Origin of the sequence: uncultured Amnibacterium sp., from assembly GCF_964250715.1 — a bacterium.
GTDB lineage: Bacteria > Actinomycetota > Actinomycetes > Actinomycetales > Microbacteriaceae > Amnibacterium.
The window spans coordinates 31,119-50,548 of sequence record NZ_CAXUGX010000007.1 but is presented as its reverse complement, the minus strand read 5'-3'; the positions used below and the strand labels follow the sequence as shown (position 1 = coordinate 50,548).

The 19,430-nt window shown below is 70.6% G+C and carries 21 protein-coding genes; 9 read left to right on the top strand and 12 right to left on the bottom strand.

The genetic code is table 11. The annotated features are described in order from the left end of the window. The first annotated feature begins 6 nt into the window (after window positions 1-6). The gene (locus ACFE7H_RS08560) at window positions 7-1,185 is read left to right on the top strand and encodes a glycosyltransferase (RefSeq protein ID WP_375400812.1); all 1,179 of its coding nucleotides are present in this window, start codon (window positions 7-9) and stop codon (window positions 1,183-1,185) included. Next, window positions 1,182-2,225, top strand: coding sequence for a glycosyltransferase family 9 protein (locus ACFE7H_RS08555; protein WP_375400811.1), 1,044 nt, complete (start codon window positions 1,182-1,184; stop codon window positions 2,223-2,225). Before ACFE7H_RS08560 ends, ACFE7H_RS08555 begins: the two co-directional genes overlap by 4 nt. A gap of 46 nt (window positions 2,226-2,271) precedes the next feature. On the opposite strand, the gene ACFE7H_RS08550 is transcribed toward ACFE7H_RS08555, so the two are convergent. The 5 genes from ACFE7H_RS08550 to ACFE7H_RS08530 all read right to left on the bottom strand — a co-directional run bounded on the left by ACFE7H_RS08550 (window position 2,272) and on the right by ACFE7H_RS08530 (window position 7,421). Beyond that, the gene (locus ACFE7H_RS08550; protein WP_375400810.1) at window positions 2,272-2,613 is read right to left on the bottom strand and encodes a hypothetical protein; all 342 of its coding nucleotides are present in this window, start codon (window positions 2,611-2,613) and stop codon (window positions 2,272-2,274) included. Between the two features lie 62 nt (window positions 2,614-2,675). Continuing rightward, on the bottom strand, window positions 2,676-3,899 hold the full coding sequence (locus ACFE7H_RS08545; protein WP_375400809.1) for an LCP family protein: 1,224 nt from the start codon (window positions 3,897-3,899) through the stop codon (window positions 2,676-2,678). 138 nt (window positions 3,900-4,037) lie between these two features. Then, window positions 4,038-4,697: a signal peptidase I gene (locus ACFE7H_RS08540; protein WP_375400808.1), complete on the bottom strand. Its 660-nt coding sequence runs from the start codon at window positions 4,695-4,697 to the stop codon at window positions 4,038-4,040. Between the two features lie 355 nt (window positions 4,698-5,052). After that, window positions 5,053-5,646: a TasA family protein gene (locus ACFE7H_RS08535; protein ID WP_375400807.1), complete on the bottom strand. Its 594-nt coding sequence runs from the start codon at window positions 5,644-5,646 to the stop codon at window positions 5,053-5,055. Window positions 5,647-5,990: 344 nt separating this feature from the next. Beyond that, window positions 5,991-7,421, bottom strand: a complete 1,431-nt coding sequence (locus tag ACFE7H_RS08530) for a cryptochrome/photolyase family protein (protein ID WP_375400806.1) — start codon at window positions 7,419-7,421, stop codon at window positions 5,991-5,993. A 285-nt stretch (window positions 7,422-7,706) separates the two neighbouring features. On the opposite strand from ACFE7H_RS08530, the gene ACFE7H_RS08525 reads away from it, so the two are divergent. Next, window positions 7,707-9,092: a glycosyltransferase family 2 protein gene (locus ACFE7H_RS08525; protein ID WP_375400805.1), complete on the top strand. Its 1,386-nt coding sequence runs from the start codon at window positions 7,707-7,709 to the stop codon at window positions 9,090-9,092. A gap of 242 nt (window positions 9,093-9,334) precedes the next feature. Here the strand turns inward: ACFE7H_RS08525 and ACFE7H_RS08520 are convergent, their stop codons facing one another. Both ACFE7H_RS08520 and upp read right to left on the bottom strand, forming a co-directional pair. Continuing rightward, on the bottom strand, window positions 9,335-10,045 hold the full coding sequence (locus ACFE7H_RS08520; RefSeq protein WP_375400804.1) for a winged helix-turn-helix domain-containing protein: 711 nt from the start codon (window positions 10,043-10,045) through the stop codon (window positions 9,335-9,337). A 410-nt stretch (window positions 10,046-10,455) separates the two neighbouring features. After that, window positions 10,456-11,097, bottom strand: coding sequence for a uracil phosphoribosyltransferase (gene upp, locus ACFE7H_RS08515; protein ID WP_375400803.1), 642 nt, complete (start codon window positions 11,095-11,097; stop codon window positions 10,456-10,458). Between the two features lie 92 nt (window positions 11,098-11,189). Here upp and ACFE7H_RS08510 point away from each other — a divergent pair, with 92 nt between their 5' ends. Then, entirely contained in the window at window positions 11,190-11,642 is a 453-nt protein-coding gene (locus ACFE7H_RS08510; protein ID WP_375400802.1) for a nucleoside deaminase, read from the top strand. A gap of 69 nt (window positions 11,643-11,711) precedes the next feature. Here the strand turns inward: ACFE7H_RS08510 and ACFE7H_RS08505 are convergent, their stop codons facing one another. Next, window positions 11,712-12,002 (bottom strand): hypothetical protein, encoded by a 291-nt coding sequence (locus ACFE7H_RS08505; RefSeq protein WP_375400801.1) that lies wholly within the window; start codon window positions 12,000-12,002, stop codon window positions 11,712-11,714. 56 nt (window positions 12,003-12,058) lie between these two features. On the opposite strand from ACFE7H_RS08505, the gene proC reads away from it, so the two are divergent. The 4 genes from proC (at window position 12,059) to ACFE7H_RS08485 (ending at window position 14,046) form a co-directional block, all read left to right on the top strand. Further along, window positions 12,059-12,880 (top strand): pyrroline-5-carboxylate reductase, encoded by an 822-nt coding sequence (proC, locus tag ACFE7H_RS08500; protein ID WP_375400800.1) that lies wholly within the window; start codon window positions 12,059-12,061, stop codon window positions 12,878-12,880. 100 nt (window positions 12,881-12,980) lie between these two features. Beyond that, complete coding sequence (locus ACFE7H_RS08495; RefSeq protein ID WP_375400799.1) at window positions 12,981-13,415, top strand: ArsR/SmtB family transcription factor; 435 nt, start codon at window positions 12,981-12,983, stop codon at window positions 13,413-13,415. Window positions 13,416-13,645: 230 nt separating this feature from the next. Continuing rightward, on the top strand, window positions 13,646-13,867 hold the full coding sequence (locus ACFE7H_RS08490) for a helix-turn-helix domain-containing protein (protein WP_375400798.1): 222 nt from the start codon (window positions 13,646-13,648) through the stop codon (window positions 13,865-13,867). Between the two features lie 80 nt (window positions 13,868-13,947). Next, a complete protein-coding gene (locus tag ACFE7H_RS08485) occupies window positions 13,948-14,046 on the top strand; it encodes a 30S ribosomal protein bS22 (RefSeq protein ID WP_003792170.1) in 99 nt (32 codons plus the stop codon). A 42-nt stretch (window positions 14,047-14,088) separates the two neighbouring features. Here the strand turns inward: ACFE7H_RS08485 and ACFE7H_RS08480 are convergent, their stop codons facing one another. Genes ACFE7H_RS08480 through ACFE7H_RS08465 form a run of 4 tightly spaced genes read right to left on the bottom strand, consistent with a single transcriptional unit; the run spans window position 14,089 to window position 19,018 of the window. After that, on the bottom strand, window positions 14,089-14,844 hold the full coding sequence (locus ACFE7H_RS08480; RefSeq protein ID WP_375400797.1) for an HAD family hydrolase: 756 nt from the start codon (window positions 14,842-14,844) through the stop codon (window positions 14,089-14,091). Window positions 14,845-14,892: 48 nt separating this feature from the next. Further along, the gene (locus ACFE7H_RS08475) at window positions 14,893-17,697 is read right to left on the bottom strand and encodes an FtsX-like permease family protein (protein WP_375400796.1); all 2,805 of its coding nucleotides are present in this window, start codon (window positions 17,695-17,697) and stop codon (window positions 14,893-14,895) included. Then, the gene (locus ACFE7H_RS08470; RefSeq protein ID WP_375400795.1) at window positions 17,697-18,419 is read right to left on the bottom strand and encodes an ABC transporter ATP-binding protein; all 723 of its coding nucleotides are present in this window, start codon (window positions 18,417-18,419) and stop codon (window positions 17,697-17,699) included. The genes ACFE7H_RS08475 and ACFE7H_RS08470 overlap by 1 nt, the downstream gene beginning before the upstream one ends. Then, window positions 18,416-19,018, bottom strand: a complete 603-nt coding sequence (locus ACFE7H_RS08465; RefSeq protein WP_375400794.1) for a PadR family transcriptional regulator — start codon at window positions 19,016-19,018, stop codon at window positions 18,416-18,418. Before ACFE7H_RS08465 ends, ACFE7H_RS08470 begins: the two co-directional genes overlap by 4 nt. A gap of 150 nt (window positions 19,019-19,168) precedes the next feature. On the opposite strand from ACFE7H_RS08465, the gene ACFE7H_RS08460 reads away from it, so the two are divergent. Further along, entirely contained in the window at window positions 19,169-19,426 is a 258-nt protein-coding gene (locus ACFE7H_RS08460; protein ID WP_375400793.1) for a glutaredoxin family protein, read from the top strand. Window positions 19,427-19,430: the final 4 nt, after the last annotated feature.

The window sequence follows — 19,430 nt, the reverse complement described above, 5'->3', positions numbered from 1 at the left end:
GTTCCGGTGCGCGTCGCGCTCGTCGCCGGCGCCCTGCGCTCCGACCTGGACGGCGTCGCGGACTATGTGCTGCGCCTTGCGGACGAGCTGCGGGTCGCCGGTGTCGCGGTTCGCGTGGTGCACTCCGGTCCACCCGACGGTCCGGTGCCGCCCGGGTCGACCCGGGTCGGCGACGCCTGGACACCCCGTGCGATCCTTCGTGCGGCGGCGGTCCTGCGCGCCGCGGACATCGTCCACGTGCAGTTCGCCCCGGCCATGTACCGGTTCCGCGGCGGTGTCGGCGCCCTGCCGCTCGCGCTGGCCGGTGTACCGATCGTGACCACCCTGCACGAGTACGGCTGGTGGCGGTGGGCGGCGGCTCCCGCGGTGCTCTGGCAACCGCTGGAGCGGGCACGGTTGCTCGATCGCGAAACCGGACTGCTCGTGCCTCGCGGCCGCCGGATCGTCGTGACCAATCCGGCACATCGGGCCGCGCTCGGCGCTCGATTCGGTGACCTGCGCGGCGTGGAGTCCATCCCGATCGGCGCGAACGTTGCCGTAGATCCTGCGGTCGACCGGCCTGCGGCGCGCCGTGAGGTGCGGGCCGAGCTGGGGATCACCGCGGGGGCGACGGTGCTCGCCTTCTTCGGCTTCGTCCATCCCGTCAAGGGGGTCCGTTACCTCGTGGAGGCGCTCGCCGCCCTGCGCGCCGAGGGTCGCGACGCGCACCTGCTGGTGGTGGGCGGCTTCGAGTCGCTCGCGCTGCCGGCCGGCGAGGCCGCCGAGTTCCGGGCGGAGCTCGAGGGTCGGATCGGTGCCGCAGGGGTCGTCGGCGCCGTCACGATCACCGGGTTCCTGCCCCCGGCCGACGTCAGCCGGCTGCTGGCCGCCGCCGACATCGCGGTGCTGCCCTTCACCGCCGGGGTGACGACGAAGAGCGGATCGCTGCTGACCGTGCTCGCGCACGGCCTGCCGACGATCGTCACCCCGGGGGCGGTGCCCGACCCGGAACTGATCGACGGCGCGACCTGCGTGATCGCGTCGAGGGTCCGTGATCCCGCACCGATCGCCGCGGCCGTTCGTCGGCTGGATGACCCGGGCCTCCGGCAGCAGGTGGTGGACGGCGCTCGAGCGATCGTGTCCGCCCGGTCGTGGCCGGCGATCGCCCGGCGCCACCTCGACCTCTACCGCTCGGTGCTCTCGTGAAGAAGACCATCTTGGTCATCGACACGATGGGCGGGCTCGGCGACCTGGTACTGGCGCTGCCGATGCTGCACGGCCTCGCGCTCAGCCATACGGGGGCGGCCCTGCACGTCGTCACCACGGCGCCGTGGGATGTGCTGCTGGAGCGCGACCCGTTGCTCGCGTCCGTGATCCCCGTCGAGGGCCGCGATGAGGCGACGACGGTCGCCACGGTCCGCGCGGCGCTCCATCGCCTGCATCCGGACGTCGCCGTCACGACCAGCAGACTGCACGGCCTGCCCGCGCTGCTTCGGGCGGCTGTGCCCGAAGCGGTCACCGACCTGTGGCGCTCACCGCCACCCGACGAGCCGGTCGATCTGCGCTACGTCCGTCTGTTGATCGAGGAGGGGCTGATCGACCCGGCGTACGAGTCCCTGCCGCCCAGCGTGATCATCGGGGAGGACGAGCTGATCGCCGCCCGACAGGTGCTCGCCAGGGTCGTTCCGGTCGGAGCCCCGGTGCTGCTGTTCCCCGACTCCGGGATGGCCGTCAAGCACTGGTCGTCTCGTTCCTGGCAGCATGCCGTGACAGGCATATTGATCGACGGCCTGGTACCGGTAGGCGTCTCTCAGGTATCCGAGCAGGAGTCGTCTCTGCGGGCCGCCGGTGCGGTCGTGGCGCCCAGGTTCTCCATCCGGCAGCTGGCCGCGTTCTGTGCGGCGGCGGCCGAGCGCGGCGGCTCGGCGATCGGCGGCGACACCGGACCGGTGCGCCTTGCCACCGCGGTCGGCCTACCCGCGGTGGGCCTCTACGGGCCGACTATGGCCGGCCGCTACGGCCTGACGGCCGGCAACATCAACCTGCAGGGACTGCCCGGGTGCACCGTGCGACGGCCGACGGCGATCACCGAGCAGGCCTGCTGGTGGTCGGGCGACTGCCCACTCACCCCCGACGCCTCGCACGCCTGCATGGACGACATCACGCCGAAGCGGGCGCTCGCGGCGCTGCGAGCGCTGCACGGTCCTGCGCTGCCTCCCGCTTCTGCCCAGGTCCGCGACATCTGAGCACGCGCGCGCACGCGCAGGTGTCGTGAATCTGCGCAGACGGGCGTCAGCGCCCTCGGTCGTCCACGTGCCAGCGCACCGCCGCCACCGCCAGCCACAGCAGGGCGGCGATCGCGCCGACGAACAGCCACGGGGTGCTGGCGGAACTGAACGATGCCCCGGCGAGCACGTCCGGCGGCCGCACCAGATGCTCGAGCGCCGCGCCGGTGACGACCAGGGCCCCGCCGACCAGCAGCCCGACGCAGGCGATCAGCACGAGGGTGACCGCGAACGGGTTCCGGCGCAGCCGCTCCGCGTCGGCCGATACCCCTGCGGCCGACGACTCCGCGTCGGCCGGCACCCCTGCTGCGACAGCGGCGTCGTCGCTCCGCGGGCCCGCCTCGCTCATCCGGCCAGGGTAGTCACGACGCGTGATCGCGCGCAGTCGATCGGGGTCCGCGGATGCGCGGATCAATCGTTGGCGACCGAGCACGTCCGCTGCCCGGCGGTCTGCCCGTGCAGGCCGGGGATGGTGTCGTCGGCAGTGTGCTTCTTCCCGGTCGGAGCGGCGACGGTTTCAGCGTTGTGCGCGTCGGTCGACCGACCGCTCAGTGCGGCGTTCGAGCCGAGCGAGTCGTCGTCGAGTCCGACCGGCCGGTCGCGCAGCACTCGGTCCACCAGTTCCGCGGCCAGGGCCGTGGAGGGCACGACCTTGTTCGAATCGGCCGGGTCGGTTCCGACCGGGTACTGGACGAACACCATCTTGTTCAGGTTCAACTTCTTGAGTGCGAGCGCCATGGTGACGATCGTGTTCGGGTCGGCGAGCGACTTGGACAGGGTGACGTTGGCGCCCGCTGCCGTCGCGAGCCCGTAGAGCTTGGCCGGGTCGGTGAACGTGCTGCGCGCGGTCATCGTGCGCAGCAGGGACGACATGTAGGCCTGCTGCGAGGCGATTCGCGCCAGGTCGCTGCCATCGCCGACCCCGTGGCGATCACGAAGGTAGGCGAGCGCCGTCCGTCCCTTGACGATGCTGCGGCCGGCCGGCAGGGTCAGCCCGGAGTCCGGGTCGTCGATCGCCTTCGTCACGCAGACCGGCACCCCGCCGACGGCGTCCGCCATGGCGACCGTGCCCTGGAAGGAGAAGAGGGAGGCGTACGGGATCGGGATACCGGTCAGGTTGTTGACCGTCGCAACGACGCAGCCGAGGCCGCCTCGCGCGAAGGCGGTGTTCAGCGGCTGGGCGCTCATCGCCGAGTAGACGGCGTGCGTCACCGGGTCGGTGCACTGCGGATGCGCGATCACGAGGTCGCGGGGAAAGCTGATCACCGTGCCGCTCCGATGGTCCGCGGCGATGTGCACCAGGATGTTGACGTCGTTCAGCGTCGCGTCACGGGCTTCGCCGAAGTGCTTCTGGCCCGGGGCGTTGTCGGCACCGACCAGCAGTACGTTGAACGCACCGCGCATGGCGGCGATCGACACCGGAGCCGCCTTCGATCCGTTGCCGATGTCCACGGCGCCGTCGCTCAGCTCGCGGCCGACCCGCCATGCCTCGAACCCCGCCACGCCGAGCGTGCTGACCAAAACGACAGCCAGAGTCGCCGCGAGCACCTTGACCGCGGTCAGCAGCGGACGCCGCCGTCGCGCGACGTGGCGGATCGGCGCTGCACGGCCCTGTGGCGCGCGGTTGGCCGTCATCTCGTGGCGCCCTCCGCGGTCAGGGCTCGGGACGCGGGTACGAGCGGCCGGAGCGGATCGCCAGCGTAGCGACGGTGCGGGCGTCGGCTCACGCGGCACACCGGGCCGGTCAGCCGACCACGCGGCCCATCGGGCCGGTCAGCCGACTGCTGACGGGTTGCCGCGCGACTCCGCTCGGCGCCGCCCGTGCCGTCTGCGCTGCTGCGGATCGGCGTTCATCACCCGGCCCGGCGAGAACAGCATCGAGCCGCCGATGACCGCGAGCAGGGCGATCGCGGTCAGCAGCACGGGAGGCAGGTTGCGCTCGCCCAGCCAGATCGCCGGCAAGCCCAGATAGGGCACGCGCAGCGCGCCGACACCCAGCAGATCGGCAAAGGCGACCGAACTGGAGTCGTCGTGACCGTTCGCATCCCCCCGCGTGATCACGCGTCCGTCGCCGTCGATGCGCACCAGGCGGTGCATGCGCAGGCGTCCGGCCTGATCGAGATCCTTCTCCAGGATGATCTGCCCCAGTTGCAGCGGAATGCTGCCGATCGGCCGGGCCACCACCACGTCGCCGACCTGCAGCTTGGGCATCATCGACCCGGAGCTGACAACGGTGGTGTGCCAGCCGAGCGCCGTGGGAACGAGCGCCACCAGCATCAGGGAGATCAGCATGGTCAGCACCATGCGCGAGCAGGCGGCGATCACGAGCGCCGTCCAGCCGTTGCGCCAGGTGGGCGTGAGCAGCACCGGCGCCGCGCCCACCGGATTCTCGGAGGGGCGCTCCGCAGTCGTCGTTCGGGGGGCGCGCATCATCGGTCAGAGAGGATGACCAGTCCGGCGATCGGGCCGGTGTGGGTCAGCTGTTCTGTGCCTCCCAGGTCTCGGTGTTCGAGCAGGTCCGGGCTCGTGGCGGTACCGCGATCGACGGCTGCGGTGATGAATGCGTTGCTGCAGCTGGTGCGTACGGATTTCGCACCGACCCTCGATGCGATCTTCAAGACTGAACTTCGGCGCGGTGGGACACAAGCCGGATCGTCGCCGATCATCGTCTTTCCGGCCGTTTCACCCCCGCTCTGGGGTCGTCGCGACGCGAAGAAAGAGCTCCGGCTCTCCATGGGCGTGGAGAGCCGGAGCCCGTCTCGAATCGGTCGGCTCAGCCGACCTCCGGTCAGCTGTTCTGTGCCTCCCACGTGAAGCCGATGGCGGCGGTGCCGCCCTGCACGCTGTTCGCGGCACTGGGATCCACGGTGTAGACGAACCGGTAGGCCTTGGTCTCCGACGCGGTCCCGGTGGGGGTCCATGTGCCGAGGCCGTTGCTGAAGCTGGTCGCGGCGCTGAAGCCCGCCAGGGTTCCGGTGTAGACGCTGGAGTTGGATGTGTCGGCGACGAAGCCGGAGCAGCTGCTCGTGGTCGCGCCGGTGCCCTGCGTGATCGTCAGGTTGAGCGCGGAGCCGAGACCGTTCGTCGTGGTGTAGCTGCTGCCGTAGAGCTTGACCGCGGACGCCAGTGAGCCGGTCGAGGTGACCGCGATGCACTTGGTGGCCGTGGAGCCGGGCTTCAGGCCCGTCGCGCTGAACATCGCGGTGGACGAGTCGTTGTTGAGCACGACGGTGCCGGCCGCCCAGGTGTTGCTGGAGTTGGAGGTCGTGGCCGAGAAGGACGAGTACGAGGCCTGCCACACGAGGGCGGAGGTGCCGGCCAATGCGCCGACGACGGCCACGAGGCCGACGGAACGAGCGGCCCAGCTGCCGGGACGAGGCATGTGGAAGTAAGACAAGGGTTCCCCCCAAGGGATGGTGTCGCACGCGATCTGTGGGTACTCGTGCGGGGTAAGCGCCGACCCCCGGCGCGTTCTCAGAATGCGCCCGCCGGATCCTCCGGGCAAGCGATTTCGAGCCGAAAAGCCCGTTTCACCCCTGCTCTGGGGTCGATACAGGGGACGACAGATCTGTCTGTGGGCCCTTTGTCACCCGATTCGCACCGCATGTACCCCCGCGAACCGGTCATTTGGTGCTTCTAGCCGTCGATCGGAGGTATCACCGGGCCCAGTTCTGACCGCCGGAGTGGCCGTGAGCCGGGGGACACAGGTAGACCGATCGGTTTCGCTCATTCGACGAGCTGGGGCGCTCGCCGCATCTGCTCGAATGCGGCCAGCGCCTGGCGGCGGGATTCCTTCAGATCGACGATCGGATCCGGGTAGCCGGCCATCGATCCGTGCAGCCACGGTTCGAAGAGGGCGGGTCCCTGCACGTCGCGCAACTCGGGGACCCACTGGTGCACGTACTCGCCGGCGGGGTCGAACTTCTGTGCCTGCGTGACGGGGTTGAACACACGGAAGTACGGAGCCGCGTCCGCTCCCGATCCGGCGGTCCATTGCCACTGCGCCGGATTGTTGCCGGCATCGGCGTCGACCAGGCAGTCCCAGAACCACTGCTCGCCGAGGCGCCAGTCGTACCGCAGGTTCTTGATCAGGAACGAGGCGACGACCATGCGCACGCGATTGTGCATCCACCCCGTGTGCCAGAGCTGCCGCATGCCGGCATCGACGAGGGGTACGCCCGTGCGGCCCTGCTGCCACGCGGCGAGGGTGTCGGGCTGCACCTCGGCCCACGGGAACGAGTCGAACTGGTGGTGCACGTTCTCGGTCGCCAGCTGCGCATGGTTCGCCAGCAGGTGCCAGTTGAACTCGCGCCACCCCAGCTCGGTCAGGAACTTCTCGCGCACCGCCTGCGGCACCGCCTGCGCGGTGTGGACCCGGTGCCACACCTGGTGGGGACTGAGCTCACCGAACTTCAGGTGCGGTGACAGGCGCGAGCTGGCCTCGGCGGCCGGCTCGTCGCGGCCGTCGGCATAGTGCTGCAGTCGGGCGTGCACGAATGCATCCAGCCGCCGGTGCGCGCCCTTCTCCCCGGGCGTCCACGTCTCGCGCAGGCCGGCGGCCCAGTCGGGTCGGAGCGGCAGCAGCCCCAGCGACTCGAGCGGCTCGCTGCGCACCGTCAGCCCGCCCCGGATCGACGACGGAGCGGGATGCGGCTGCCGCGGCTCGCCGAGACGTTGCGCGGCCCGCCAGAACGGGGTGAAGACCCCGAACATCCGGCCGTCGGCGTTGACCACCTTACCGGGCTCGGTCAGCAGCTGGGCCGCGGACGACACGGTCTGCACGCCCAGGGCCGCAGCTGCGGCGGCGACCTGCTCGTCCTGCTGCCGCTCCGGTGCCGGGTAGCGGCGGTTGAGGTACAGGTGCGTGGCGCGGGTGTCGCGCAGGACTGCCACCACCTGCTCTGCCGCGTCGCCGCGGCGCAGCACCAGAGACGTACCGCGCTTCTCGAGCGATGCGGCCAGCGCGGCCAGGCTGTGATGCAGCCACCAGCGGCTGGCCCCGCCGAGGCGCCGTGACACGGTTTCGGTGTCGTCGAGCACGTACACCGCCACCGTGGGCAGGCCGGCCCGCGCGGCGGCGGCGAGCGCCGGATTGTCCGAGACGCGCAGGTCGTCGCGCAGCCAGACGACCGCGGCGCCGGGGGTGTTGTCAGACATGCCGAAACCCTATGTCGGGGCAGCGACACGCCGTCCCGGCCCGCTTCCAGGGGCCGATCCCACCCCCAAACGGGGTGCCCCCTTAAGTGGGACCTGGGCTCGTGCGCGCGCCGTTCGTACTGTCCAGGCAGCGCGACCCACATCGCGTCGTACTGTCCGGTGAGCGCGAGTCAAGTCGCACTCACGCACCTCCGGCCGAGCCCTGGGCCGGGCCGTCGATGTCGACTCGATCCGCCCCCTCCCCATGGTGCGGATCGGTCGAGCAGCCCGAATCAAGGACTCCCCATGGAACCCGAACTGCTCGAACTCGAAGAGATGCTGAAGCTGCCCTCGCGGCGGCGCATCGACGAGGTGCGGATCGCCGCGATCCTGCCGGCCTACAACGAGGAGGAGGGCATCGCGGCGTCGATCGAGTCGATCCTCAGCCAGACGCGACCGCCGGATGCGCTCTTCGTGATCGTGAACAACTCCACGGACGACAGCTTCTCCATCGCCCGCGAGTACAACGGCACGCATCAGCTGCGATACCGGGACCAGGTGTTCACCTGCGTGGTGAGCGCGATCGACATGGGCGTGAATCCCGACAAGAAGGTCGGTGCGCTGAACTTCGGCTGGGCGCTCGCCGAGGACTACGACTACCTCCTCGGCGTCGACGGCGACACGACCCTCGATCCGCGGTGCGTGGAGCATCTGGCCGAGGAGATGGTGGACGACAGCCGGATCGGTGGTATCTCGGCGATCTACGGGTTCGACCAGAGCGCCGCGAAGGGTGCGGTGCAGAGCTTCCTGGTGCGCTCGCAGCGGTTCCAGTTCGCCGGCTTCAACATGGACAACCTGCTGCGCTCCCGCAACATGGCCGTGCTGGGCGGGCAGTGCTCGCTGCTGAGCGTCGCGGCGATGCGCCGCACGATGCACGACAACCATCAGAACGCGCCCTGGGTCACCGACTCCGAGATCGAGGATTCGCTGCTGTCGCTGCAGCTGCGGTCGGCGGGGTACCGCACGAAGATCTCGGCGAGCGCGCGTGCCGACGTCGGGCCGATGACGACGGTGCGGGCGCTCGACGCGCAGCAGGTCAAGTGGAACGCGGGCGGCGTGGAACTGATCCTCGCGCAGCCGCTGCATCCGAATCTGCGCTTGCGGTGGCGCGAGAACCTGGCGATGTTGGCGAACCTGGGCACGCGGGGGCTGTTCGGGATGCTGGCCGCGGCGGCGCTCTCGATCCACGCCTTCGAGTTCGCATGGTGGTGGTCGCTGCCGCCGGTGGTCGCGGTGCTCGTGAACCTGCGGCTCGCGCGCAGCATTAAGGTGCATACGTGGCGGGACATCGCCTATGCGCTGCTGCTGATCCCCGGCGAGACCTACATGGTGATGCGCGGCCTGCATTTCTTGAAGGCGTGGGCGCAGGTGCTCGGCAAGCAGGAGCACGACAACTGGGCCGCGCAGGCGCGAGCGGAGAGTGGCGGAGCGATGAGCACGCGGTGGATCCTGCCGTTCGTGGGCGTTGTGGCGACGCTCGCCGCGCTCGCGTACGGGTGGGCGCATCTGAACGTGTCGCTGCAGAGCGGCATCCTCGCCGTGGGCTGGGTGGCGCTGGCGGTGCTCACCATCGTGCAGACCCTGACGATGGTGAAGAAGCTGCTGCGCAACCAGCGCGGCTTCCGCGTGTGAGTGATCGTCGCGCGTTCGGACTACCCACGACTCGGGCCGCAGGAGCGGCGGCCCGACAATAGGTGCAGTGAGGGCCGGCCACAGAGGCGGCAGCCGGCCCTCGTCCCTTGCACCAAGAGTGTTCTGCAATCACACACACCGACCGCCACAGCAAACGGTCGATGTGGTGAAACCGTATAACGGTTCGGTAACGTCGCGCCAGGGGCTGCGGCGTGTCGTCGCCCTGATCTTCCTGTGAGTCGTCAGATGCGGTCGGGGCTGGGCGCTGCGGTGCCATATCGGATGACGACATCGGTGTGGCGGTCGAAGCGGTATCCGCTGCCTCGAACGGTGCGCACGATGTCCTCGTACCCGTTCAGCTTGGCTCGAAGCCGGCGGACGTGCACGTCGATCGTCCGCTCGTTGGGGATGTCGCCGTCGGCCTCGGCCCAGAGGCCGGCGATCAGGTCGGCGCGACGCACGGTGATGCCTTCCCGCAGCACGAGGTACTGCAGCAGCTCGAACTCGCGGTACGTCAGGGGCGCAGCTCTGCCGTCCAGCTGCAGCCGCTTGCGGGCCAGGTCGATCACGACACCCGCGACGGCTGCGCGGGGAGGTGCGGCCGGATCGTCCGTCGCGACCGGCGTGGTGAGCGCACGGCGCACGATCTCGACGTCGCGGCCGCCGGTGCCGCCGGGTGCCAGGGCGACGGCGGCGTAGGTCTCGGCGGTCGGGACCAGGTCGTCGGCGAGGCGGCGCAGCGCCTGCACGACCTCCGCCAGGGTGGTGCCGGCGGCTCGGGCCTTGGCTTCGTCGAGGCCGACGTACAGGGCGAAGCCGCGGGCTTCGGAGCCGGCGGGCACCAGGCGGAGCGCCGGGCGGTGGTCGCCGACGGACTCCTCTGCCTGGGCCCTGCTATCGGTCTGCGTCTCGGTCTGAACGGTCTGGATCGGGGCGAGGGTGGCGATGGACATGAACAGGACCTTCGATCACTGTGTCGCTCACCCGGCGAGGCGGGCGTGCGAACGATGCACGTGCGGGACGGCAACCGATGGCTGCGGTCAGGACACCGGGACGGAACCGGTGGCCGTCAGCGTCGTGGGTGCGATGACTCCGCGATGCTCGAACCAGAACTCGGTGTGATCCGGTCGGTGCGAGCAGAAGATCAGTGTGCGGATCGGTCGCGCGACGACGTGTCGGCGGTGGGGGCGGATGCGGCTAGCAGCAGCACATTCGCGTCGAGTTCGCACAGCACGCCATCATGCGTCCAGTCCCGGATGCCTCGAGGGAGGTCAGGGGGCGGGCGGAGAGCGACATGTCCCGGATCATGCCAATGGTTCGGGCGGTGTGTCAAATCGCCCCTCCGCGGGCTCGCCCTGCCCACTCACTCCGCGGGCAGTGTCCCGTACAGGCGGTCGCCGGCGTCGCCGAGGCCCGGAACGATGTAGCCGACCTCGTTCAGCTTCTCGTCCAGCGCACCGAGCACGATCGTGACGTCGCGGTCTTTCGTCGCGGCCTCGACCGCCGCCAGGCCCTCGGGAGCGGCGAGCAGGCAGACCGCGGTCACGCCGACGGCGCCTCGGTCGAAGAGGTACTCGATGGCGGCCAGCAGACTGCCGCCGGTCGCCAGCATCGGGTCGAGCACGAAGCACTGCCGGTTGGAGAGGTCTTTGGGCAGCCGCTCGGCGTAGATCGCGGGTTCCAGGGTGTCCTCGTTGCGCACCATGCCGAGGAAGCCGACCTCGGCGCTCGGGATCAGGCGCACCATCCCCTCCAGCATGCCGAGGCCCGCGCGCAGGATCGGCACGATCAGCGGCTTGGGATCGCTGATGGCGAGTCCGGTGGTCTTCGCCACCGGCGTCTCGATCTCGACCGGCTCCACCCGTACCTCGCGGGTCGCCTCGTACGCCAGCAGCGTGACCAGCTCCTCGGCCAGTGCGCGGAAGGTGGGGGAGGGTGTCGTACGGTCGCGCAGCACGGTCAGCTTGTGCGTGACGAGCGGATGGTCGGCAACATGCACGCGCATGGCTCAAGGGTAGTGACGAGCCGGGACGGGTCGGCGGGTGGAGGGGACAGGGCGGGTGGGCGGGTAGGGGCCGGGCGGGTCAGGATGGGCGCATGGACGACCGGGCGCGCTGGATGACCGCCGCGCTTGCGGAGGCGCGACGGGCGCCGGCGACCGGGGACGTGCCGGTCGGTGCCGTGGTGGTCGATGGCGCCGGATCGGTGATCGGTACGGGACGCAACGAGCGGGAGGCGACCGGCGATCCGCTGGCCCACGCCGAGATCGTCGCGCTCCGGTCCGCAGCGAGCGGTCGAGGCCACTGGCGCTTGGACGACTGCACCCTGGTGGTGACGCTCGAGCCCTGCACCATGTGCGCCGGCGCGGTGCTGGCCGCGCGCGTCCCTTGCCTGATCTTCGGCGCGTGGGATGAGAAGGCCGGCGCGGTCGGATCGGTGTACGACGTCGTGCGGGACGGCCGGCTGCCCCATCGCGTGGAGGTGATCGGCGGTCTGTTGGCCGACGAGGCGGCCGGCCTGCTGAAGGATTTCTTCGCCGGGCAGCGCTGACCCGCTACCGGCGCTGCTCGCTACCGGCGCTGATCCGCCACCCGGTGTGGCTTCCTAGTCCAGTACGAGCTACTCCAGCGCGCGGATCAGGATCGCCTCGGTCGGCGCCGCGGGGTCCACGGCCGACTCGGGCTCCACGAAGACGCGGGCACCCGGCGCCACCCGCGCCACGGCGCCCTGCACCTGACCGACGACCCGCACCACCTCGGGCAGGCCGAGCGTGGCGGGCAGCCCTACGCGCAGCGCGATCAACGGCCGACCGTCGGCCTCGCTGATCGTGACGGCGAGCACCGCCCGCACCGGTTCGATCGCCCCCACCGCGTCGAGGATCGCCTGCTCGTGCACGCCCTGCCCGACCATCGCCGCACCCCCAAAGAGACGTCCTCACCCTACGCGCCGTTCGTATGCTGATCCGGATGAGCGGCGCGATAGCGATCCTCGGTGGCGGCTCGATGGGCGGCGCCATCGCTGCCGGCGCGCTGTCCGCCGGCACGACGGTGCGCATGACGACGCGGTCCGCGGCACGGGCCGCCGCAGTCGCACCACGCGACGGACTGAGCGTCGCCGGCGTCGAGGACGACCCTCGCGCGAACAGCGTGGCGGTGCGCGAGGCCGCCATCGTGGTGATCGCCGTCAAGCCCCCGGGAGTGCTCGCACTGCTGGACGAGATCGCCGCCGACCTGCCCGCGGGCGCGGCGGTGGTCAGCGTCGCGGCAGGCGTCCCGATCCGAGCGATGGCAGCTCGGCTGCAGGACGGCACCGCCGTCCTCCGCGCCATGCCGAACACGCCCGCGGCGATCGGTGCCGGGGTGACGGGCCTCGCCGCCGGACCCTCCGTATCCCGCGCTGCGGCCGACTCGGTGCGCGACCTGTTCCGCACCACCGGCACCGTGATCGAGCTGCCGGAGGAGCGCATCGACGCGCTGAGCGCGATCTCCGGCTCCGGGCCTGCATACGTCTACTACTTCGTCGAGCAGCTGCTCGGAGCGGCGGAGCGACTGGGGTTCTCCCCCGAGCAGTCCCGGCAGATGGTGCTCGGCACGGTGCGGGGTTCGGTCCGGCTGCTGGACGAGACCGGCGACGGCCCCGCGGAGTTGCGCCGGCGCGTCACCAGCCCCGGCGGTACCACCGAGCGGGCGGTGGCGGTGTTTGCGGAGCGTGATCTCGGCGGCATCGTCGACGACGCGTTCGCCGCGGCGATCGCCCGCTCGGCGGAACTGGCCCGGGTAGCCGGCTGACGTCGGCCTCGGCGCCGTCCATTGCCCATGGGCATAGCCCGGTAGGCATTGCCCGACAGGCATGGTGCTCGGCACCGGTGACCCTCTAACGTGGGGCGGCATGCCGGACCTGTTCGACGTCATCGCCGACCCGACACGCCGAGAACTGCTCCGCGCATTGCTCCAGGCCGAGACGACCGGCGACGGCACCGGCGAGGTCAGCGTCGGCGAGCTCGTCGGGCAACTCTCGCTCAGTCAGCCGACCGTGTCGAAGCACCTGAAGATCCTGCGGGACTTCGCGATCGTGTCCGTGCGGGAGCAGGGTCAGCACCGCTACTACCGGTTGGAGCCTCAGCGCCTCGCGCCGATCGCGGAGTGGCTCGGTGCGTTCCTCCCGTCGCCCGAGCCGAGTGTGCCGCACACCGATCCCGCCGAACTGGCGGTGGACGCGGTCGCCCAGGCGGCGCCCGCCCGACCCCTGCCGGGATCCGTCCGGGCGATCGGGGTCCGGCTCGGCGCGCTGGCGGCGACCGTGACGCATCGCGCCTCGCGCTGACCGCCGCGCGCCGTCGCCACCGCCACCCCTACCGCCGCCCTTTACCGTCCGTGCCGCCGGGCACGGCTGAGGGCCACGTCCCCCGTTCGGGACGAACCCACCGTCGTCCTCTGGACCATCCGTCACATCCGCCTCTATGGTTGACGAGGACACCAAGCGGGGCGGGCGGGGTGCTCCCCGTCCAGTTCCACGCCGGGTCCACGTCGAGACTGCGTTCAGGGGAGGGCACGATGGCTGGAATCAGTGAAGCCCGATTCCTGACGGTCGCCGAGGTCGCGGACATGATGCGCGTGTCGCGCATGACCGTCTACCGCCTGGTGCACTCCGGTGACCTGCCCGCCATCCGCTTCGGCCGGTCGTTCCGCGTTCCGGAGTCGGCCGTCGTGATGGCACTCGGCAACCATGTCGTCGAGCCGGGTAGCGCCGACCCCAGGATCGCGGAGAGCGCCTGAGACGCTCGCGCTAGACTGCTGGAGCAAGTGTTCCGCAGTCCTTCGCACGGCGGCGGGTCCGCTGATGGGAAGGAAGCCCTATGGGTTCGGTCATCAAGAAGCGCCGCAAGCGCATGGCCAAGAAGAAGCACCGCAAGCTGCTGCGCAAGACGCGCCACCAGCGCCGCAACAAGAAGTAGCGCCGATCGTCTGATCCGCGTCGGGTCCGATCCGCGTCGGGTTCAGTGCCGCACGTTCGGGCGCACTCCTCGCGTGCTGGCGCGGATCCGGCGTCGCTCGGCCTTGATGCTGGCCGGATCCAGCCGCAGCACGCGCCAGCCGACCTGCCGCGCGTGCTCGGCGAGCGCCCGGTCGGGGTTGACGGCCACGGCCGTCCCGATGGCGCTCAGCAGTGGCAGGTCGTTGATCGAGTCGCTGTAGGCGTAGCAGTCGGCGGCGTCGACGTGCTGCTCGGCGAGCAGGCGTGTCGCCGCGACGCCTTTCTCGGCACCGTGCATCGTGGGGCCGGAGAACCCGCCGGTGAACCTGCCGTCGGCGATCTCCAGGGGGCTGCCGAGCCCTCCTGTCGCGCCGAGTCGCGCCGCCAACTCCTCCGCGAGGAAGTCGGGTGTCGCCGACACCAGCCACACTTGATGGCCCTGGCGCAGGTGCTCCGTCAGCAGCGCGACCGTCTCGGGCCAGAGCCGCGGATGCATGTGGTCGACGACTTCGCGGGCCAGCTGGCGCAGTTCGCCCACATCGTGCCCGGCCAGCAGCTGCATGCCGCGGTCCCGGATCCGATCCAGTGCCCCCAGGTGCTCGCCGCGCCGCTGGAAGCGGACGACCTGGTAGAAGAACCGCGCCATGTCGCGCACTCGCACGATGCCGAGCTTGCGCGAGCCACGAGCGAGATACCACAGGCTGGCCCCGTGCAGCAGTGTGTTGTCGACGTCGAAGAACGCGACGACCGGGAGCCGTGCTCCAGAGTTCGCTGCCATCGGAGGGGAAGTGTACCCAGCGGGCGGCCGTCGCCCCGCCGCTCCGTCTCAGGCGATCGGCGCCTTGAGTTGTCGTGGAGGGCGGGAGGTGGTGGAGGTGGCTGCAGCGATGAGGAGCGGGAGGCCGATGGCTGCTGCTGCGAGTTGTGGCCACGGTGCGACGAAGGGGATCGCGGTCTGCCCGTGTTGGAGGGCGATGGCGGCGACGGGGATCAGGCCGAGGAGGACGCCGAGGACGGCGCCGGTGATGGTGATGCTGAGGGTCTGCCAGAAGGCGTAGGTGCGGCGGAGGGCGGGGGAGGAGCCGAGGGCCGTGAGGATCCACTGGTCTCGGCGTCCTTCAGCTCTGGACAGTCCGATCGCGATCGCGGCGGCAGCGAGGGCGATGAGGGCGCAGAGGGCCAGGACTGCCCAGGCGGTGGTGCTGCCGTCGGTGGGCGGTCCTTGTTCGACGCGGGCGAAGACGGGCGACATCTGGTCGGCGCCGCCCGCAATGGCGATTGCGGCGGCGTCGGCTTGGTCGTACTGCCGGTCGGTCACGGGGGAGCGCAGCGGTGCGAGGGTGAGGGCCTGCTGGGTAGCGAGCCCGTGACGGCGGGCGGTGGTGGTGAGCATGAAGACCCCGTAGTCGTAGTCGTGCGGGGGGCGCTGCACGACCGCGGGCAGTTGCAGCTGCTTCTTCGAGCCGGTGATCGGGCGGCCGGTGGCGAAGGCGGTGGCGAACTGCTTGGCGGTGTGCCACTGGATGGTGAGGTGCCCGTTCTTGACGTACTGCGGGTAGAGGGCGACGGCGCCGCCTGCCTGCAAAGTCGCTCGAGCGTCCTCGTTGACGGGTGCGCCGAGCATGACCGCGAGGTCTGCTGCGGTACCTAAGTAGACCCGCTGGTTGAGGTAGTACGGGCTCGCTTGCGGACACTCCGTGCCGGCCGTGGAGGCTTGGTCGTCGCGGGGGAAGACGAGGCAGCGCGGCCGGTCCTGCAGCATCGGTGAGGCGATGAGGGTTCGGCCGGTCTGTACGCCGTCCCAGATGGGGGTGCTGTTGATCTTGTGCACCGACGCGACGTCGAAGCTGCTGGTGACGGCCTGGTTGAGCTGCTCGGCCTTCTGGGCCTTGTGCGCTTGGGGACTGCGGTAGAGCTCGTCGAGGCCGATCTGGAGGACCTGGGGCGGGGTCGAGTAGTTCCACACCATCTTCTGCTGGGCCTGCATCGAGGTGATGATCGTCATCAGAAGCGAGCCGAGGAACAGCGTCGTCATGATCACCGCGACGGCGGGGACGCTGCGGCTGGGGTTCCGGGCGGTGTCCTCAGTGCCGAGCCTGGCGCCCACGCCGAACCGGGCCGCGAGACCGGCGATGCGAGTGAGCAGGAAGCGGCTGAGCAGCAGTACCCCGAGCTGCATGAGCGCCGGGCCGAGGAATGCCAGCGCGGCTCCGGCGAGCTGCACGGGAGAGAGGCCAGCGTGCGGATCGTTCGTTGCCGCCGAGTTGCCCGCGACGATCAGGCCGGCCCCGATGAAGGTGAGCGCAGCGCCGAGGATGAGTGCGATCAGTCCCGCGATCGGGCGCCGACGCCGTGCGATCGGGGGACGGGAGCTGCCGCGGAGCGCGGCCAGTACGTCGGTCCGCGACGCGGCCCGGGCGGGGAGGACGGCGGCGGCGAGGCCGGCGATCGTGCCGAACAGTGCGATGCCGATCAGCAGGAGTGGCCAGGGGTGGAAGCCGGGGTACTGGGTGATCGATCCGTCGCTGGTGATCCGGATGTAGACCGCTGCTGCTGCTGCGCCGGTCACCGTGCCGATGACGCCGCCGAGAGCGCCGAGGACGATGCCGGTGGTGATGACGACGGCGAACAGCGCGGACCGGTTCGCCCCGATCGCGCCGAGCATCGCGAGGGTGCGCTCGTCCCGCTTCGCGCCGACCATGAATGCGGCGCCGGCCAGCAGGACGACCTCCAGCAGCGCGAACCCCGCCAGCGGCAGCGCGATCAGCAGCTGCGACGGCAGCGACGGACTGTCCGCACCGAGCTCACTCACCGCCGGGGGATTCTCGACTACGGCGCGGGAGAGCACGACTGCGCCGTGCTTGTTCAGTGCCTGCACCTGCGGCCACGAGACGGGGCTGCCGGTGAGGTAGTAGTCCGTGCCTGTCGGGTCGCGTCGTGGGTCGGAGCGGTCGATCACGCGCGGCAGGGTGAACAGCTGCTCGTCCGCGGCCGGCTTGGTCAGGTCACGAAGGACTCCCACGACGGTCAGCCGGACCGCTCTCGGCTGTATCACGTGCACGGTCGATCCGATCGTGGCGCCGAGGCGTTCCGCGAGGGCCGGGGTGACCATCACCTCGGACGCCGCGCCGGGTGCGCGGCCTGCGTCTCGCACGTACTTGCCGGCGAACGCGGGGTCGAACGCGTCGCCCTGGGTCACGCCGAAGGACCCGACGCCACCGGCGGTGCGGGCGGTCACGGTCGTGCCGTGCAGCGTGAGCAGCCGGCCGGCAGGGAGGTAGGAGTAGGGGGAGACGAGCGGGGCGGACTCGTCGTGGTGGGTCGGCCCCTTCTCGTCCGTGGCCCACCTGAAGTTGCTGCTGTTGTTCGGGCTCTGCACCAGCGTCGTGTCCGGTGGGGAGACGACGGTCAGATGCGCCTGCGTCCCGCCGAGCTCCGCGGTCGCCGACTCGTTCGCGGTCGGGATCATGCTCGTCGCGACGGTGGCGACGCCGGCGAGCCCGAAGGTCGGCACGGCGATCAGCAGCACGATCAGCGCGCTGCGCAGCGACGCGTGCCGTGCGATCCGCCACGCCAGCCGAAGCAGCAGACCGAGCCGTGGACGCGCGGCACGGTCCCGCCTGCTCGCCATCACTGACCGCCTCGGACGAGGAGCGACTCCGCCGACGAACGCTGCGCCTGCCCGGCGATGCGGCCGTCGCGGACGTGCACGATGCGGTCGGCCCAGCTGGCGTGCTTGGAGTCGTGGGTCACGAGCAGCGCGCCGGCGCCGGCATCCACTCGAGCGCGCAGCATCTTCAGCACGACCTCACCCGTCATCGAGTCCAACGCCCCGGTCGGCTCGTCGGCCAGGATCAGCGACTTCCCGCCGACCACCGCTCGCGCGATCGCGACCCGCTGCTGCTGCCCACCGGACAGATCAGCGGGGTAGTGCTGTGCACGGTCGGTCAGCTCCACGGCGGCCAGAGCCTCCGCTGCGAGAGGACGCGCTCGACGGCGGGACATCCCGTCCAGCTCCAGGGGCAGCGCCACGTTCTCGATCGCGCTGATCGAGGGGATGAGGTTGAAGTCCTGGAAGATGAAGCCGATGCTGCGTCGCCGCAGCACCGCCAGCTGCTTCGCCTTCAACTGGCTCAACCACTGCCCGTCGACGATCACCTCGCCCGAGGTCGGCCGTGCCAGGCCGCCCGCGACCGACAGCAGCGTCGACTTGCCCGAGCCCGAGGTGCCCATCACCGCGACCAGTTCGCCGCGATCGACCGACAGGTCGATGCCGGAGAGCGCCGTCACGGCCGTGACGCCGGTGCCGTACTGCACCGAGACGCCATCGAGGCGCAGCAGGTTCTCGCTCATGACGACGCTCCCGCCCGGCTCGGGCGACCCGCACGAGGCCGCTCATTGCTGATCGGGAAGGTCAACGAGACGCCTGCGGCTCGTGCCCGTTCGAGTCGTGCCTCGCAGTGGTCCAGCCACTGCAGCTCCGCCTCGCCCGCGAAGATCAGGCTGTCGACGGTCATCAGCCAGGCCAGGTCCTCGCCCGAGGTCGGCTCCCCGCCGGCCTGCTTGGTCCGGGTCAGGTCCTGCAGATGCCGCAGGCACTCCAGCCGTTGCACCTCGAGGACCTCCGCCATCTCGACTCCGGGCAACGTCACCGCGATCGCCAGCTTCACCGTCAACTCGTCCCGGGTCGTCGCCGACCGTGCCACGGGACGGCCCAGCCACGTCCTGACCTCCGAGCGTCCCTGCTCCGTGGTCGAGAACCACACCTGCCCGTCCGAGTCGGCCGAGCGGACGACCAGGCCGTCGCGTTCCAGTCGATCCAGGGTGGTGGACACCTGACCGGCGTTCAGCTGCAGCGACGAGCCGGTCCGGCGATGGAACTCGTTCCGCAGCTGGAACAGATAGCACGGGCCCTCTGCCAGCACCGCGAGCAACCCTTGACGCACCGACATGATTACGCCTTACCCGGTAACTGGTTATCGAGTAAAGCACATGCACTTGCGGGTCGCCGACGCCACGCCGCTGCCCCGCGCGGCACCTGTGCCCACTACCCGTGACGCCCGCGGTGCTGGTCGGCGGCGGCGCGGCTTAGCCTCTCCTTCGTGCCCGGATCGACCATCACCCTGCTGACCCGGCCCGGCTGCCACCTGTGCGACGAGGCGCGCGCGGTCGTCACGACCGTCGTCGCGCGCCTCGTAGGGGAGGGGCGGCCGATCGTCTTCGACGAGCAGTCCATCGATGACGACGCGGCCCTGCAAGCGCGGTGGACCGACGATGTTCCGGTGGTTCTGGTCGACGGCCGACAGCATTCCCGCTGGCGGGTGGACCCGCAGGCGCTCGTCGCCGAGCTCACCGCCTGATCGA